This window comes from Salmonella sp. 2020_1395 (genome assembly GCF_043848115.1).
GTDB classification, from domain to species: Bacteria; Pseudomonadota; Gammaproteobacteria; order Enterobacterales; family Enterobacteriaceae; genus Salmonella; species Salmonella enterica.
This window is the reverse complement of record NZ_JBCMFH010000004.1, coordinates 192,649-207,317: the sequence shown is the minus strand read 5'-3', so window position 1 is coordinate 207,317 and position 14,669 is coordinate 192,649. Positions and strand designations below refer to the sequence as shown.

Genomic DNA, 14,669 nt, shown 5'->3' with positions numbered 1-14,669 from the left:
TGCTTTTCATTTGAATGGCTCAAGACTGCCACAATGTGGCGCCGCCGTCACCTCTGTAACTGGCGTAAGCCTTTCTACCCTGACATAATCCCTGTGCAAATTAACAGGGGGCAGTGTGACGGACGATTTTGCAGCAGATGGCCAACTGGCCAAAGCGATAACCGGCTTTAAACCGCGCGAACCACAGCGACAAATGGCGATTGCCGTAACACAAGCGATTGAAAATGCGCAGCCTCTGGTTGTTGAAGCCGGCACCGGAACCGGGAAGACCTATGCTTACCTCGCTCCGGCGTTGCGTGCCGGGAAAAAAGTCATTATTTCAACCGGGTCGAAAGCGTTGCAGGATCAACTCTACAGCCGCGATCTGCCGACGGTAGCAAAAGCGTTGGCGTTTACCGGTAAGACGGCCCTGTTGAAAGGACGTTCAAACTACCTCTGCCTGGAGCGGCTGGAACAACAAGCGCTGGCGGGCGGCGATTTACCGGTACAAACGTTAAGCGACGTGATATTGCTGCGCTCCTGGTCAAATCAGACGCGGGATGGCGATATCAGCACCTGCGTCAGCGTGGCGGAGGATTCCCAGGCCTGGCCGCTGGTCACCAGTACCAACGACAACTGCCTTGGCAGCGATTGCCCGCTCTATAAAGAGTGCTTTGTGGTGAAAGCGCGTAAAAAGGCGATGGACGCGGATGTGGTGATTGTAAACCACCACCTTTTTCTTGCGGATATGGTGGTTAAAGAGAGCGGATTTGGCGAACTTATCCCTCAGGCTGAAGTAATGATCTTCGATGAAGCCCACCAACTGCCTGACATCGCCAGCCAGTATTTCGGACAATCGCTCTCCAGCCGTCAGTTGCTGGATTTAGCAAAAGACATCACCATCGCCTACCGGACGGAACTGAAAGACACTCAACAGTTGCAAAAATGCGCCGATCGCCTTGCCCAGAGCGCCCAGGATTTTCGTCTGCAACTGGGGGAGCCCGGCTACCGGGGAAATTTGCGTGAACTGTTAGCCGACCCACGTATCCAACGGGCATTTTTACTGCTGGATGATACGCTGGAGCTTTGTTACGACGTGGCGAAGCTGTCGCTGGGCCGTTCGGCGCTGCTGGATGCGGCTTTTGAACGCGCCACGCTATACCGTTCACGGCTGAAACGCTTAAAAGAGATCAATCAGCCGGGATACAGCTACTGGTATGAGTGCACCTCGCGCCATTTCACCCTGGCGCTGACGCCGCTCACCGTGGCGGACAAATTCAAAGAGGTGATGGAACAGAAGCCCGGTAGCTGGATTTTTACCTCGGCCACGTTATCGGTAAATGATGATCTTCACCACTTTACCGCCCGTCTGGGAATTGAACAGGCAGAATCCATGCTACTGCCCAGCCCATTCGACTATACGCGCCAGGCGTTACTCTGCGTACCGCGTAACCTACCGCAAACCAACCAGCCCGGCGCGGCGCGACAGTTGGCGGCTATGCTCAGGCCGATTATCGAAGCCAATAACGGGCGATGTTTTATGCTGTGCACCTCACACGCCATGATGCGCGATCTGGCGGAGCAGTTTCGCGCCACCATGACGCTGCCGGTATTATTGCAAGGGGAAACCAGTAAAGGCCAATTGTTACAGCAATTTGTTAGCGCCGGCAACGCGCTGCTCGTCGCCACCAGCAGCTTCTGGGAAGGGGTGGACGTACGCGGCGATACGTTATCTTTGGTGATTATCGACAAATTGCCGTTTACTTCCCCGGACGACCCGTTGTTAAAAGCGCGAATGGAAGACTGTCGTTTGCGCGGCGGCGATCCGTTTGATGAGGTTCAACTGCCCGATGCGGTGATTACGCTGAAGCAGGGGGTGGGGCGGCTGATTCGCGATGCGGACGATCGCGGGGTGTTAGTGATTTGTGATAACCGGCTGGTGATGCGGCCCTATGGCGCCACGTTTCTCGCCAGCCTGCCTCCTGCGCCGCGCACGCGTGATATCGCCCGTGCCGTTCGCTTTCTTGCGATTCCATCCGCCGAGTAATTTGTTACGGAGTATGGTAAGATGCGCGCTATTTTATTGATCTAAGCACGAAACCTCATGCGAATTCTGGCTATCGATACCGCCACAGAGGCCTGTTCTGTCGCCCTGTGGAACAACGGTACTATCAATGCTCACTTTGAGCTTTGTCCACGAGAACACACTCAACGTATCCTGCCCATGGTGCAGGAGATTCTGGCCGCCAGCGGCGTCTCGCTCAATGAGATAGATGCGCTGGCGTTTGGGCGCGGTCCGGGCAGCTTTACCGGCGTGCGTATCGGCATTGGTATTGCGCAAGGGCTGGCGTTAGGGGCAAATCTGCCGATGATCGGTGTTTCGACGCTTGCCACGATGGCGCAGGGCGCGTGGCGTAAAACCGGCGCGACCCGCGTACTCGCCGCGATTGACGCGCGGATGGGCGAAGTGTACTGGGCGGAATACCAGCGTGATGCGCAGGGCGTCTGGCAGGGCGAAGAGACGGAAGCGGTGCTGAAACCGGAACGGGTCGGCGAGCGGTTGAAACAGCTTTCCGGCGAGTGGGCGACCGTAGGAACGGGTTGGTCCGCGTGGCCCGATCTGGCGAAGGAGTGCGGCCTGACGCTTCATGATGGGGAGGTGTCGCTCCCGGCAGCGGAAGATATGTTGCCCATCGCCAGTCAAAAGCTGGCGGCAGGAGAGACCGTTGCCGTGGAACATGCCGAGCCGGTTTATTTGCGTAACGAAGTGGCGTGGAAGAAACTTCCCGGCAAAGAATGACTCTCACTACTATTACCCCCCATACTTTATGCTGTGGGGTGGAATAGAGGTCGAGAAAAAGGAGTCGCATCATGGCGGTTCAAAAAAGGTTAATAAAAGGGGCGCTGGCGTGCGCTTTTGCGCTTATGCTGAGTGGTTGCGTGACTATCCCGGATGCCATTAAAGGTTCGAGTCCGACGCCGCAGCAGGATTTGGTGCGGGTGATGAATGCGCCACAACTCTATATCGGGCAAGAGGCGCGTTTCGGCGGTAAAGTTGTGGCGGTACAAAATCAGCAGGGAAAAACCCGGCTTGAAATCGCGACCGTACCGCTCGACAGCGGCGCGCGTCCTGTTCTGGGCGAAGCCTCGCGCGGCAGAATTTTTGCCGATGTGAACGGTTTTCTGGACCCGGTGGACTTCCGTGGCCAGTTAGTTACCGTTGTCGGGCCGATAACCGGCACGGTTGACGGTAAAATCGGCAATACGCCGTATAAATTTATGCTGATGCAGGCTACCGGCTATAAACGCTGGCATCTTGTTCAGCAGGTCGTCATGCCTCCACAGCCGATCGATCCGTGGTTTTACGGCGGACGCGCCTGGCCTTATGGCTATGGCGGTTGGGGGTGGTATAACCCTGGACCCGCAGAGGTTCAGACGATAGTAACAGAGTAACTCTTTGTTTTATCAATAAAAGAAACAGCGGCTGGTCCGCTGTTTCTGCATTCATAGAGACATAATAAAAATAAATAGTGACGCGCTTCGCAACCTTTCAGTTGCGTAATTAATAAACTGGTACGCTGAGTTAATATAATGTTAACGACTTGTTTATTAACTGGGGTTGTGATGACGACGAACACTCATTTTAGAGGTGATGCATTGAAGAAGGTTTGGCTTAACCGTTATCCTGCTGATGTTCCGGCGGAGATCAACCCTGACCGTTATCAATCCCTGGTTGAACTGTTTGAACATGCGGCGACGCGCTATGCCGATCAGCCTGCGTTCGTCAATATGGGGGAGGTAATGACCTTCCGTAAATTAGAAGAACGTAGTCGGGCATTTGCGGCTTATTTACAACAAGGGCTGGGACTCAAAAAAGGCGACCGTGTGGCGCTGATGATGCCAAACCTGTTGCAGTATCCCGTCGCGCTATTTGGTATTTTACGCGCCGGCATGATTGTGGTGAACGTTAACCCGCTGTACACGCCGCGTGAACTTGAGCATCAGCTTAACGATAGCGGCGCGGCGGCAATCATTATTGTTTCTAACTTTGCCCATACGCTGGAAAAAGTGGTCGAGAAAACGTCGGTACAGCACGTTATTCTGACGCGGATGGGCGACCAGCTTTCTACCGCCAAAGGTACAGTTGTTAACTTTGTCGTGAAATACATCAAGCGTCTGGTGCCAAAATACCACTTGCCAGATGCGATCTCGTTTCGCAGCGCGCTACAGCATGGCTACCGTATGCAGTATGTAAAACCCGAGGTTGTCGCTGAAGATCTGGCTTTCCTGCAATATACCGGCGGTACGACGGGCGTGGCGAAAGGCGCGATGTTGACCCACCGCAATATGCTGGCGAATCTGGAGCAGGTGAAAGCGACCTATGGGCCGCTGCTGCACCCGGGGAAAGAGCTGGTAGTGACCGCGCTGCCGCTGTATCACATTTTTGCCTTAACCATGAACTGTCTGCTTTTTATCGAGCTGGGTGGGCAAAACCTGCTGATTACCAATCCGCGTGATATCCCCGGCCTGGTCAAGGAGCTGGCGAAATATCCATTTACGGCGATGACTGGCGTTAATACGCTATTCAACGCTCTGCTCAATAATAAAGAGTTTCAACAGCTGGATTTTTCTTCGCTGCATCTGTCAGCCGGCGGCGGGATGCCGGTACAAAATGTCGTTGCGGAACGTTGGGTAAAGCTGACCGGGCAATACCTGCTGGAAGGCTACGGGCTGACCGAGTGCGCCCCGCTGGTGAGCGTCAACCCGCATGATATTGATTATCACAGCGGCAGTATCGGCCTGCCAGTACCGTCAACAGAAGCCAAACTGGTGGATGACGATGATAACGAAGTCGCGCCGGGTGAGGCCGGAGAGCTTTGCGTGAAAGGCCCGCAGGTTATGCTGGGATACTGGCAGCGTCCTGACGCGACGGATGAAATCATTAAAGATGGCTGGCTGCATACGGGCGATATTGCGGTTATGGATGAAGAGGGCTTTCTGCGGATTGTCGATCGTAAGAAAGATATGATTCTGGTTTCTGGTTTTAACGTTTATCCAAACGAAATTGAAGATGTGGTGATGCAGCATTCTGGCGTGCAGGAAGTCGCAGCGGTTGGCGTGCCTTCCGGTAGTAGCGGCGAAGCGGTGAAGCTTTTTGTGGTTAAGAAAGATCCGGCATTGACTGACGATGCGTTGATCACCTTCTGCCGTCGCCATCTGACCGGATATAAGGTGCCCAAACAGGTAGAGTTTCGCGAGGAATTACCAAAATCTAACGTTGGGAAAATTTTACGACGAGAACTGCGTGACGAAGCCCGTGGCAAAGTAGACAATAAAGCCTGAGCGTTAAGTCAGCTAACGAGAGACGCCGGTTAAGCCGGCGTTTTTTTTGGCGCGAACCAAAGAGAACACGATTTGAATTACCAAATGATTGAAACGGACGATGCGCTGGCGAGCCTGTGTGAGGCTGTCCGCGCATGTCCGGCTATTGCTTTAGATACGGAATTTGTCCGTACCCGCACCTATTACCCGCAGTTAGGATTGATCCAGTTATTTGACGGGGCAAATGTCGCCCTGATCGATCCGCTCGGCATCAGCGACTGGTCGCCGTTAAAAGCGGTGCTGCGCGATACGGGAATCACCAAATTTCTGCACGCGGGTAGCGAAGATCTGGAAGTATTTCTGAATGCGTTTGGCGAACTGCCGGAACCCCTGATTGATACGCAAATTCTGGCGGCGTTTTGCGGGCGTCCGCTGTCGTGGGGTTTTGCGGCGATGGTAGAAGAGTATACGGGCGTGGCGCTGGATAAAAGCGAATCTCGTACCGACTGGTTAGCCCGGCCTTTAAGCGAGCGTCAGTGTGAATACGCGGCGGCGGATGTCTGGTATCTGTTACCGATCGCCAAAAAGCTGATGATTGAAACTGAAGCCGCAGGATGGCTGCCTGCCGCGCTTGATGAATGCCGATTGATGCAGCAGCGTCGTCAGGAGATTCAGGCGCCGGAAGAGGCATGGCGGGATATCACTAATGCCTGGCAACTGCGTACCCGCCAGTTAGCCTGTCTGCAACTTTTAGCTGACTGGCGGCTGCGTAAGGCGCGTGAGCGCGATATGGCGGTGAACTTTGTTGTGCGTGAAGAAAACCTGTGGGCGGTCGCGCGTTATATGCCGGGCAGTCTCGGTGAGCTGGATAGCCTGGGGCTTTCCGGCAGCGAGATTCGTTTTCACGGCAAGACGTTGATATCGCTGGTGGCGAAAGCACAGGCGTTACCGGAAGAGGCATTGCCGGAGCCCCTGTTGAATCTGATGGACATGCCGGGCTATCGCAAAGCGTTTAAGGCCATCAAAGCGCTGGTGGCGGAGGTGAGCGCGTCGCATCACGTCAGCGGCGAGCTACTGGCATCGCGTCGGCAGATTAATCAGTTGCTTAACTGGCACTGGAAATTAAAACCGCAAAATGGGCAACCGGAATTGATTTCCGGCTGGCGCGCCGAACTGATGGCGGAGAAGTTAACTCTTCTGTTGCAGGAGTACCCGCGTTAACGGCGGTAATTGCCGGGAAAACGGCCAGTGAAATAAATGTCCGTATTCGGAATAATGTAAAAAAATAAAAAAGGCAGATTCTTCTGCCTTTTTAATCCAGGAATTTTCCCATAAAAGAGCTTATTTTGACTCTTCGGCTTCCGGCAGCGTTACGTTAAGTTCAAGGATGGAGATATCGCCATCTTTTTGCTCAAGCTGGACGGTAACCATTTCCGGATCGATTTGTACGTATTTACAAATGACCTCAAGAATATCTTTACGTAACTGCGGTAAATAATGCGGTTCGGCATCGCTACGGCGACGTTCCGCGACAATGATTTGCAACCGCTCTTTTGCAATATTAGCGGTACTCTTTTTCCGCGAGAGAAAAAAATCCAGTAATGCCATAATTTATCCTCCGAACAGGCGTTTGAGGAAACCTTTCTTCTCTTCTTCAATGAAGCGGAAAGGACGTTCTTCTCCCAACAGACGATCTACGGTATCTGCATAGGCTTTACCCGCATCCGCAGTGGCGTCAAGAATCACCGGTTCGCCCTGGTTCGATGCGCGCAGTACGGATTGATCTTCCGGGATCACCCCGACGAGTTTAATACGCAGAATCTCCAGTACATCTTCCATGCTGAGCATGTCGCCTTTATTTACGCGGCCTGGATTGTAGCGCGTCAACAGGAGATGTTCTTTAATCGGTTCTTCGCCATTTTCTGCGCGACGAGATTTCGATGCCAGAATACCCAGAATACGGTCCGAGTCACGGACAGAAGAGACTTCCGGGTTAGTCGTGATGATCGCTTCATCGGCAAAATAGAGCGCCATCAGCGCCCCGGTTTCGATACCCGCCGGCGAGTCGCAAACGATGAACTCAAAGTCCATCGCTTTCAGTGAGTCCAGTACCTTAGCGACGCCTTCGCGCGTTAGCGCGTCTTTATCCCGGGTCTGCGACGCCGGAAGAATGAAGAGATTTTCAGTACGCTTATCTTTGATCAGCGCCTGATTCAGTGTCGCATCGCCCTGAATGACGTTTACAAAATCGTAAACGACACGACGTTCGCACCCCATAATCAGATCGAGGTTACGCAGTCCGATATCAAAATCAATGACGACAGTTTTCTTTCCCTTCTGGGCCAAACCTGTAGCGATGGCCGCGCTGGAGGTGGTCTTGCCAACGCCCCCTTTACCCGAAGTAACAACAATAATGCGTGCCATAAAAATTCCTTGTTAAAAAGGGATCAATTCAACGGTTGAACTGTCAAAGCGTTGTCTGCTAAACGCAGGCGCGCCGCTTTGCCATAAAATTCTGCCGGGATTTTATCACTCAGCCAGTAAACACCTGCGATAGAGACCAGTTCTGCCGTCAGATGGGTACAAAAAATTTGCGCTTCCCGATCGCCGCTCGCCCCTGCCAGCGCGCGACCTCTCATCATGCCATAGACATGGATATTGCCGTCAGCGATAAGCTCTGCGCCAGCGCTGACGTGACTTGTAACAATCAGATCACATTGTGGAGCATAAATGCGCTGACCGGAACGAACCGGAACATCAATTAATCGCGTTTTTGTGATGGGATTAGCGTTTTGCGGCGGTTCGCTGGGCGTTGCCGGCTCAACGGGCGCAGGCCGAACCGCTTTCTCTTTACCTTCAGTCAGTAAAGGAAGACCCATCCGATCGATTTCTACTTTCAGGCTGGCGTCTTTACAGCCGCTCACGCCGATAATGCGTAAGCCGGTTGAGGTCACGATCTTATGCAGTTCCGGCCAGTTTACCGGGCTTTCAAGACCGCTAACGTTAATAACGACAGGGGCGTGTTTTAAAAACGCAGGAGCCTGCGCTATTTTGTCTTCTAACGCCTGACGAATAACCTCTGGTTCCGCTTCATGCAAATGAACCACTGATAAGGTGAAGCTACTGCCTTTAAGCTCGATTGGCGTGTTTGACATCCTGGCCTTACTCAATTTGCTATTTATCATCTCCGATACGGAGTGATATTCCGAAGTCCAGAAGGCATGTTATAGTCAGTATTATATTGAGGCAAGTCACCATCCCGTTAATTCAGAGTAAAAGTATGTTTTGTGTGATCTATCGAAGTAGCAAGCGCGATCAAACCTATTTGTATGTCGAAAAAAAAGACGATTTTTCGCGGGTGCCTGAAGCGTTGATGAAAGGATTCGGTCAGCCGCAGTTAGCGATGATGCTGCCGCTTGATGGACGTAAAAAATTAGTCAATGCCGAGCTCGAAAAAGTAAAACAGGCGTTAAGCGAGCAGGGCTATTATTTACAATTGCCGCCGCCGCCGGAAGATTTGCTGAAACAACATCTTTCTTCGGTGGGATAAAATACGTCGTCCGCTGACCGTTAAACGGTATTCGGCGCCGCGCCTGAATTCCATCATGATCTTAGGGGAAAATATGTATCAACATCGTAACTGGCAAGGCGCCTTGCTTGATTACCCGGTAAGTAAAGTGGTCTGCGTGGGCAGTAATTACGCAAATCACATCAAGGAGATGGGCAGTGCGACGCCGGAAGAACCCGTGCTTTTTATCAAGCCGGAAACCGCATTGTGTGATATTCGCCAGCCGCTGGCGATTCCGGCGGATATGGGCGCTGTTCATCATGAAGTTGAGCTTGCTGTGCTGATTGGCGCAACGCTCCGCCAGGCGACCGAAGATCATGTACGTAAAGCGATAGCCGGTTATGGCGTGGCGCTTGATTTAACCCTGCGCGATATTCAAGGGAAAATGAAAAAGGCCGGACAGCCCTGGGAAAAAGCCAAAGGTTTTGATAACGCATGTCCGATTTCAGGCTTCATCCCTGTCGCGGCCTTCTGCGGCGATCCGCAAAATACGGTTATCGGACTTAACGTTAATGGCGAGGTTCGCCAGCAAGGGTCGACCGCGGATATGATTCATCCTATTGTGCCCCTTATCGCCTATATGAGCCGCTATTTTACGCTCAAAGCCGGGGACGTGGTGCTAACCGGCACGCCGGCAGGCGTGGGGCCATTATTAAGCGGCGATGAGCTGGACATTCGTTTTAATGACGAAACGTTGTCTACCCGCGTTCTGTAAAATCTGCTTGCCGCCTTCAGCGGCGGTAAAACTTGCATCTGCAGGCCAGACTGGTTATAAGGTGCAGCTTTAGTGCAATGGCGGATACTTTAATGAGCGATATACCTTTCTGGCAACGTAAAACCCTGGATGAAATGACCGATGCCGAGTGGGAGTCGCTGTGCGATGGCTGCGGTCAATGCTGCCTGCATAAGCTGATGGATGAAGATACAGATGAAATCTACTTCACCAACGTGGCGTGCAGGCAATTAAATATCAAAACGTGCCAGTGCCGTCATTATGAACGCCGTTTTGAATTTGAACCCGACTGTATCAAACTCACTCGCGAAAACTTGCCAGACTTTGAATGGTTGCCGATGACCTGCGCCTACCGTTTGTTAGCGGAAGGTAAGCCCTTGCCGACGTGGCATCCGCTGCTGACTGGATCGAAAGCCGCTATGCATGGCGAGCGAATTTCTGTCCGTCATATCGCGGTTAAAGAATCTGAAGTACGGGACTGGCAGGATCATATTTTAAATAAACCGTCGTGGGCAGAATAAGTCTTCGGCAAAACGGCTGATTGTTTACAATTCTTTAATTTACGCCGGGCGGCCCCTGAAACCAGGAATTGCGTGCAAATTCCGTCACCTGGCGTTATCACCGCTTTCTATTCTTCCCTGACGCGCCTTGTCGCTGCGCTCGCGCACGTATGGCGGCGACTCTATACTTTCAAAGCAGTATATCGCTGCCTATCCTGAGGAGTTACCCCATGAATAACCAACCGTTGCGCGTTTCAAAGGATCAGCCCAGGAAGCCTGATAAGACACCCGAAGACGAAGGAAAAAATCCAAAGAAAAACCAAAAGTAGTGCTGTAGGGTATCTTTAATAACTATGGTTCGTTGGAGGCTTTATGTCTGAACGTCCTGATTTAGTCGATCCATTACCAGAGGATGACCCGCTTCCTGGTGAAAATATTCCGGATACGCCAGAGGGAGACGATCCTCTCGACCCGGATACCCAGAATGAGGTTGAAGATCCTCGTAGATAGCGTCTTGTGCTATTAACCAACCGCCTGATGCACCGTCTGCGCCAGGCGGTTTTTTACATCTTCTAAAGCGAAACATCCTGATAATCCTCAGAAAGATAGCCTATAATTTTTTGTACGTTAAAATAGTAGCGCGTCCATGACGACACTGTCTTATTTGCGCTTAGCCGTTTGCGAGTTCAAAGGAGGAAATCAATGAACAGCGAAGAGTTGACACATAAAGCAGAAGAGGAAATCGCGGCACTCATTAGCAAAAAGGTTGCCGAACTACGGAAGAAAACCGGGCAAGAGGTTTCCGAAATAGAGTTCGCGCCGCGAGAAACGATGAAAGGGCTTGAGGGATACCACGTTAAAATTAAACTACTCTAGCGTTTAATTAGCGCCATTAATCACCTGGCTACTGGGCGGGACCCGCCCAGTGGTGACTGGTTTACCGATGTCAGGCTTTTTTCTGTTGATACATTTCCTCGCCCTGATGGTCTTCCTCTACCCAAAAATGAATGTTGAACCGCGCATCATCGCTCAGCTCTACCCGATGCCAGTATTGCGGCGGACTGGTGGCGAATTGCCCGGCATTAATCACCACTTTCACTTCTGGTTCTGTCGCGGTTTCATTCGCAAAGCCATAGTAGGTCACGGTGCCTTCCATCACGCAGAGTTGTCCGAAAACGCCTGCCGCTGTGTTGTGATGAGAGAGCAGTGCCGCCGGAACATTCTCTTTGGTGAAAAAGGGGGTAGAGCGTTTAACTTTCCAGTTTGCCGGGATGCGTAAGTGGGACATAAGACATCTCCCTGATGTGGTGATTGAAAGATGTATTTAATATACACCTTTCAATCACTGGCAAACAACGCTTCGGGCAAAAAAAACGCTCCCGAAGGAGCGTGTGTATCAACGACCGAACAGGTCGCGTTTTTTAGGCTTAAATGCCTGGGCTATGACGACGGCTATCGCCACCACAAGGTAAGCGGCAAAGATCCCCAACAGCCATTGCGGCATCTCCAGCGTTAAAAACGACCACTGGCGCTCGGCGCAATCACCGGATGCCACAAACACCTGCGGTAGCCATTTACCCAACGGTAACCAGTCTGGAAAGCGCGCCATAAAGTCACAGGTCATGAACGGCGAGGGATGCAACTGAATCATCGTATGTTCATACGCCAGTTGTAGACCCCGCCAGGCGCTGTAAATCCAGATAACCATTGCCACGTATCGCAGCGGCGTTTTCGGCGCTATTGCGCCGACCAGACCCGCGCCCATCACGCCAAACAGGGCGCAACGTTCGTAAATACATAGCACGCAAGGTTTAAGTAACATGACGTGCTGGAACCACAGCGCCACCATTTCCAGCGCCAGGGCGGTAAACGCCATCAGTAACCATGCGCCCCGACCCCGTGAGCACTGGTTTAAAAATCGCAACATAATAATTTCCCTGCAACATGCGTAGAGACCGCAGTGTAAACCAATTCAATTCGTGCGCCACTAGCGGGAAATGAAATAATGTGTAATTGGATAATTATCAGGCAAAAATCGGAGCCGGGCGGTGTATTGCCCGGCCAAACGTTACGAAAGCGTTGCTAACCATCCTGCCTGAGTCATCCATTCGGTGGCCGGCGCAAGAGTGAATTCGACGCACAGTAGCCCTATCAGGGTCAGTACGATAGTGTACGGTAACGCCATCCAGACCATACGGCCATAGGAGAGACGGATTAACGGCGCCAGCGCGGAGGTCAGCAGGAATAAGAATGCCGCCTGACCATTTGGCGTCGCTACCGATGGCAGGTTAGTACCGGTATTGATGGCCACGGCTAAAAGCTCAAACTGTTTTAAGCTGATAGCGCCGTTTTCCATTGCCGCCTTCGCTTCGTTGATATAAATGGTGCCGACAAAGACGTTATCTGAGATGGAGGACAACAGGCCGTTAAAGAGATAGAACAGCGTTAGCTGCGCGTGTTCAGAGGCTTGCAAGACGAACTGAATAATCGGCGCGAAAAGATGTTGATCGATAATAACCGCCACAATAGAGAAGAAAACGGTTAACAGCGCAGTAAACGGCAGCGACTCGGTAAACGCTTTGCCGATGGCGTGTTCATCGGTGACACCCGTTAACGCGGTGGCCAGAATAATGACCGACAGACCAATCAGTCCCACCTCCGCGAGATGGAGGGCGAGGGCGGTAACCAGCCAGACGCCAATAACCGCCTGGACTATTAGTTTAATTTTATCCTGGCGGGTGCGCTTCTTACGGCTTTGATCGTCGAATTGCTGCAAGACGTCGCGGACTTTTTCGGGCAACGTTTCGCCATAGCCAAACCAGCGCATTTTCTCGACCAGCATACAGGTTAACAGTCCACATACCAGTACCGGGACGGTGACAGGCGACATCCGCAAAAAGAAGTCGCCGAAATGCCAGCCAGCCGCTTTAGCGATGATCAGGTTTTGCGGCTCCCCGACCATGGTCATGACGCCGCCCAGCGCCGTCCCCACGCCTGCATGCATCATCAGACTACGCAAGAATCCGCGGAATTGCTCCAGCACCGTTTTGTAATGCGGATCGATATGGCTGTCGTCCAGCATATCGTTCTCTTCGCCGCGCGATGAGGCCACACGATGGTAAATCCCGTAAAAACCGACGGCGACGCTGATCACCACCGCAACGACGGTAAGCGCGTCAAGGAAAGCCGACAAGAACGCGGCGGCGACGCAAAAGGCCAGCGACAGAACCATCTTCGAGCGGATACTGAGTAACAGACGGGTAAAAATAAACAGCAATAACTGCTTCATAAAGTAGATGCCTGCCACCATAAACATCAGCAGCAGCAAGACTTCCAGGTTGGCGGCAACCTCTTCACGTACATGGGCGGCGCTGGTCATGCCGATGATGACGGCTTCAATGGCCAGTAACCCGCCGGGCAGCAGCGGGTAACACTTTAACGCCATCGCCAGGGTGAAGATAAACTCTGCCACCAGCAGCCAACCGGCAACAAAGGGATTAGCTAAGAAAATAAATGGGTTAACAATTAAAAAGACAAGTAGTGCCAGTTTGTACCAGTCGGGCGACTGGCCTAAAAAGTTGCGCCACATGGCGCGACCCCATGAGATCTCCATGAAATTTTTCCTTACCTAGAAAAATGAAATAGCGTTTTTATGTTTAAACACAGAGAGTAGCGAGCGCGACGAATGCAAGCAAGTCCTTAACGATATTGGCAGGCGATATCAGAAATGGTGCCTTGATCCCCTTTTTCTTCATTGCGTCCGCTATCAGGTGTTACGCCCGTCTGGTATGATGAGTACAACTATGTTTTGCTGTGTAATGGAAATCTCACTATGGTCATTAAGGCGCAGAGCCCGGCGGGTTTCGCGGAAGAGTATATTATTGAAAGTATCTGGAATAACCGCTTTCCTCCTGGCACGATCTTACCGGCAGAACGAGAACTCTCCGAACTGATCGGCGTAACGCGCACGACATTACGCGAGGTGTTACAGCGGCTGGCGCGAGATGGCTGGCTGACCATTCAGCATGGCAAACCGACAAAGGTTAATAATTTTTGGGAAACGTCAGGGCTGAATATCCTTGAAACGCTGGCCCGCCTTGATCATGAAAGCGTTCCGCAACTGATCGACAATTTGTTGTCGGTGCGTACCAATATTTCTACTATCTTTATTCGTACCGCGTTGCGTCAACACCCGGATAAGGCGCAGGAAGTGCTGGCCACTGCCCACGAAGTGGCCGACCATGCCGATGCATTCGCCGATCTGGACTATAACATCTTTCGTGGTCTGGCATTTGCCTCCGGCAATCCTATTTACGGCTTGATCCTGAACGGCATGAAAGGGTTATACACCCGCATTGGTCGCCACTATTTCGCCAATCCGGAAGCGCGCAGTCTGGCACTGGGTTTCTATCATAAATTATCGTCGTTATGCGAGCAGGGCGCGCACGACCAGGTATATGAAACGGTGCGACGTTACGGGCATGACAGCGGCGAGATTTGGCATCGGATGCAGAAAAATCTGCCCGGCGATTTAGCGATTCAGGGACGATAATCCCGCGATGCCCGG

17 protein-coding genes are annotated in these 14,669 nt (G+C 52.2%); 11 read left to right on the top strand and 6 right to left on the bottom strand.

Annotation, left to right across the window (positions count from 1 at the left end; translation table 11 throughout):
- Positions 1–115 precede the first annotated feature (115 nt).
- The 5 genes from ACH0WD_RS08325 (at position 116) to rnd (ending at position 6,522) form a co-directional block, all read left to right on the top strand.
- The gene (locus tag ACH0WD_RS08325) at positions 116–2,026 is read left to right on the top strand and encodes an ATP-dependent DNA helicase (protein ID WP_000128793.1); all 1,911 of its coding nucleotides are present in this window, start codon (positions 116–118) and stop codon (positions 2,024–2,026) included.
- A gap of 57 nt (positions 2,027–2,083) precedes the next feature.
- Positions 2,084–2,779, top strand: coding sequence for a tRNA (adenosine(37)-N6)-threonylcarbamoyltransferase complex dimerization subunit type 1 TsaB (gene tsaB, locus ACH0WD_RS08320; protein WP_001221017.1), 696 nt, complete (start codon positions 2,084–2,086; stop codon positions 2,777–2,779).
- 71 nt (positions 2,780–2,850) lie between these two features.
- On the top strand, positions 2,851–3,432 hold the full coding sequence (locus ACH0WD_RS08315; RefSeq protein ID WP_000290594.1) for a Slp family lipoprotein: 582 nt from the start codon (positions 2,851–2,853) through the stop codon (positions 3,430–3,432).
- Between the two features lie 204 nt (positions 3,433–3,636).
- Positions 3,637–5,322 (top strand): long-chain-fatty-acid--CoA ligase FadD, encoded by a 1,686-nt coding sequence (gene fadD / locus ACH0WD_RS08310; RefSeq protein ID WP_001532413.1) that lies wholly within the window; start codon positions 3,637–3,639, stop codon positions 5,320–5,322.
- Positions 5,323–5,394: 72 nt separating this feature from the next.
- Positions 5,395–6,522: a ribonuclease D gene (gene rnd / locus ACH0WD_RS08305; RefSeq protein WP_001109124.1), complete on the top strand. Its 1,128-nt coding sequence runs from the start codon at positions 5,395–5,397 to the stop codon at positions 6,520–6,522.
- Between the two features lie 120 nt (positions 6,523–6,642).
- Here the strand turns inward: rnd and minE are convergent, their stop codons facing one another.
- From minE to minC, 3 genes are read right to left on the bottom strand one after another with little or no spacing between them, the layout of a single operon-like run.
- Entirely contained in the window at positions 6,643–6,909 is a 267-nt protein-coding gene (minE, locus tag ACH0WD_RS08300) for a cell division topological specificity factor MinE (protein WP_001185666.1), read from the bottom strand.
- A 3-nt stretch (positions 6,910–6,912) separates the two neighbouring features.
- A complete protein-coding gene (gene minD / locus ACH0WD_RS08295) occupies positions 6,913–7,725 on the bottom strand; it encodes a septum site-determining protein MinD (RefSeq protein WP_000101047.1) in 813 nt (270 codons plus the stop codon).
- Positions 7,726–7,748: 23 nt separating this feature from the next.
- Positions 7,749–8,456, bottom strand: coding sequence for a septum site-determining protein MinC (gene minC / locus ACH0WD_RS08290; protein WP_000072527.1), 708 nt, complete (start codon positions 8,454–8,456; stop codon positions 7,749–7,751).
- A gap of 125 nt (positions 8,457–8,581) precedes the next feature.
- Between minC and ACH0WD_RS08285 the strand changes: the two genes are divergently transcribed.
- From ACH0WD_RS08285 to ACH0WD_RS08265, 5 genes are all read left to right on the top strand, one after another.
- Positions 8,582–8,851 (top strand): YcgL domain-containing protein, encoded by a 270-nt coding sequence (locus ACH0WD_RS08285; protein WP_000458764.1) that lies wholly within the window; start codon positions 8,582–8,584, stop codon positions 8,849–8,851.
- A gap of 73 nt (positions 8,852–8,924) precedes the next feature.
- A complete protein-coding gene (locus ACH0WD_RS08280) occupies positions 8,925–9,584 on the top strand; it encodes a fumarylacetoacetate hydrolase family protein (RefSeq protein WP_001519560.1) in 660 nt (219 codons plus the stop codon).
- Between the two features lie 92 nt (positions 9,585–9,676).
- The gene (locus ACH0WD_RS08275; protein WP_001747690.1) at positions 9,677–10,123 is read left to right on the top strand and encodes a YcgN family cysteine cluster protein; all 447 of its coding nucleotides are present in this window, start codon (positions 9,677–9,679) and stop codon (positions 10,121–10,123) included.
- A 351-nt stretch (positions 10,124–10,474) separates the two neighbouring features.
- The gene (locus ACH0WD_RS08270; protein ID WP_001540194.1) at positions 10,475–10,612 is read left to right on the top strand and encodes a hypothetical protein; all 138 of its coding nucleotides are present in this window, start codon (positions 10,475–10,477) and stop codon (positions 10,610–10,612) included.
- A 192-nt stretch (positions 10,613–10,804) separates the two neighbouring features.
- Complete coding sequence (locus ACH0WD_RS08265; protein ID WP_001083582.1) at positions 10,805–10,978, top strand: GnsA/GnsB family addiction module toxin; 174 nt, start codon at positions 10,805–10,807, stop codon at positions 10,976–10,978.
- Positions 10,979–11,048: 70 nt separating this feature from the next.
- On the opposite strand, the gene ACH0WD_RS08260 is transcribed toward ACH0WD_RS08265, so the two are convergent.
- From ACH0WD_RS08260 to nhaB, 3 genes are all read right to left on the bottom strand, one after another.
- Complete coding sequence (locus tag ACH0WD_RS08260) at positions 11,049–11,390, bottom strand: DUF1971 domain-containing protein (RefSeq protein WP_000018967.1); 342 nt, start codon at positions 11,388–11,390, stop codon at positions 11,049–11,051.
- A 108-nt stretch (positions 11,391–11,498) separates the two neighbouring features.
- The gene (gene dsbB / locus ACH0WD_RS08255) at positions 11,499–12,029 is read right to left on the bottom strand and encodes a disulfide bond formation protein DsbB (RefSeq protein ID WP_000943475.1); all 531 of its coding nucleotides are present in this window, start codon (positions 12,027–12,029) and stop codon (positions 11,499–11,501) included.
- A gap of 141 nt (positions 12,030–12,170) precedes the next feature.
- Positions 12,171–13,715, bottom strand: a complete 1,545-nt coding sequence (nhaB, locus tag ACH0WD_RS08250) for a Na(+)/H(+) antiporter NhaB (RefSeq protein ID WP_000406446.1) — start codon at positions 13,713–13,715, stop codon at positions 12,171–12,173.
- Between the two features lie 219 nt (positions 13,716–13,934).
- Between nhaB and fadR the strand changes: the two genes are divergently transcribed.
- Positions 13,935–14,654 carry a fatty acid metabolism transcriptional regulator FadR gene (gene fadR / locus ACH0WD_RS08245; RefSeq protein ID WP_000234826.1) on the top strand — a complete coding sequence of 240 codons (720 nt, stop codon included), beginning with the start codon at positions 13,935–13,937 and terminating at the stop codon, positions 14,652–14,654.
- Positions 14,655–14,669 lie beyond the last annotated feature (15 nt).

Bases quoted from the DNA above. Each gene is read 5' to 3' on its own strand.
- ACH0WD_RS08270 (WP_001540194.1), top strand. From the start codon at position 10,475: ATGTCTGAACGTCCTGATTTAGTCGATCCATTACCAGAGGATGACCCG.
- dsbB (WP_000943475.1), bottom strand. From the start codon at position 12,029: ATGTTGCGATTTTTAAACCAGTGCTCACGGGGTCGGGGCGCATGGTTA.
- minC (WP_000072527.1), bottom strand. From the start codon at position 8,456: ATGTCAAACACGCCAATCGAGCTTAAAGGCAGTAGCTTCACCTTATCA.
- nhaB (WP_000406446.1), bottom strand. From the start codon at position 13,715: ATGGAGATCTCATGGGGTCGCGCCATGTGGCGCAACTTTTTAGGCCAG.
- ACH0WD_RS08280 (WP_001519560.1), top strand. From the start codon at position 8,925: ATGTATCAACATCGTAACTGGCAAGGCGCCTTGCTTGATTACCCGGTA.
- minE (WP_001185666.1), bottom strand. From the start codon at position 6,909: ATGGCATTACTGGATTTTTTTCTCTCGCGGAAAAAGAGTACCGCTAAT.
- ACH0WD_RS08260 (WP_000018967.1), bottom strand. From the start codon at position 11,390: ATGTCCCACTTACGCATCCCGGCAAACTGGAAAGTTAAACGCTCTACC.
- tsaB (WP_001221017.1), top strand. From the start codon at position 2,084: ATGCGAATTCTGGCTATCGATACCGCCACAGAGGCCTGTTCTGTCGCC.
- ACH0WD_RS08265 (WP_001083582.1), top strand. From the start codon at position 10,805: ATGAACAGCGAAGAGTTGACACATAAAGCAGAAGAGGAAATCGCGGCA.
- minD (WP_000101047.1), bottom strand. From the start codon at position 7,725: ATGGCACGCATTATTGTTGTTACTTCGGGTAAAGGGGGCGTTGGCAAG.
- ACH0WD_RS08285 (WP_000458764.1), top strand. From the start codon at position 8,582: ATGTTTTGTGTGATCTATCGAAGTAGCAAGCGCGATCAAACCTATTTG.
- ACH0WD_RS08275 (WP_001747690.1), top strand. From the start codon at position 9,677: ATGAGCGATATACCTTTCTGGCAACGTAAAACCCTGGATGAAATGACC.
- ACH0WD_RS08315 (WP_000290594.1), top strand. From the start codon at position 2,851: ATGGCGGTTCAAAAAAGGTTAATAAAAGGGGCGCTGGCGTGCGCTTTT.
- fadR (WP_000234826.1), top strand. From the start codon at position 13,935: ATGGTCATTAAGGCGCAGAGCCCGGCGGGTTTCGCGGAAGAGTATATT.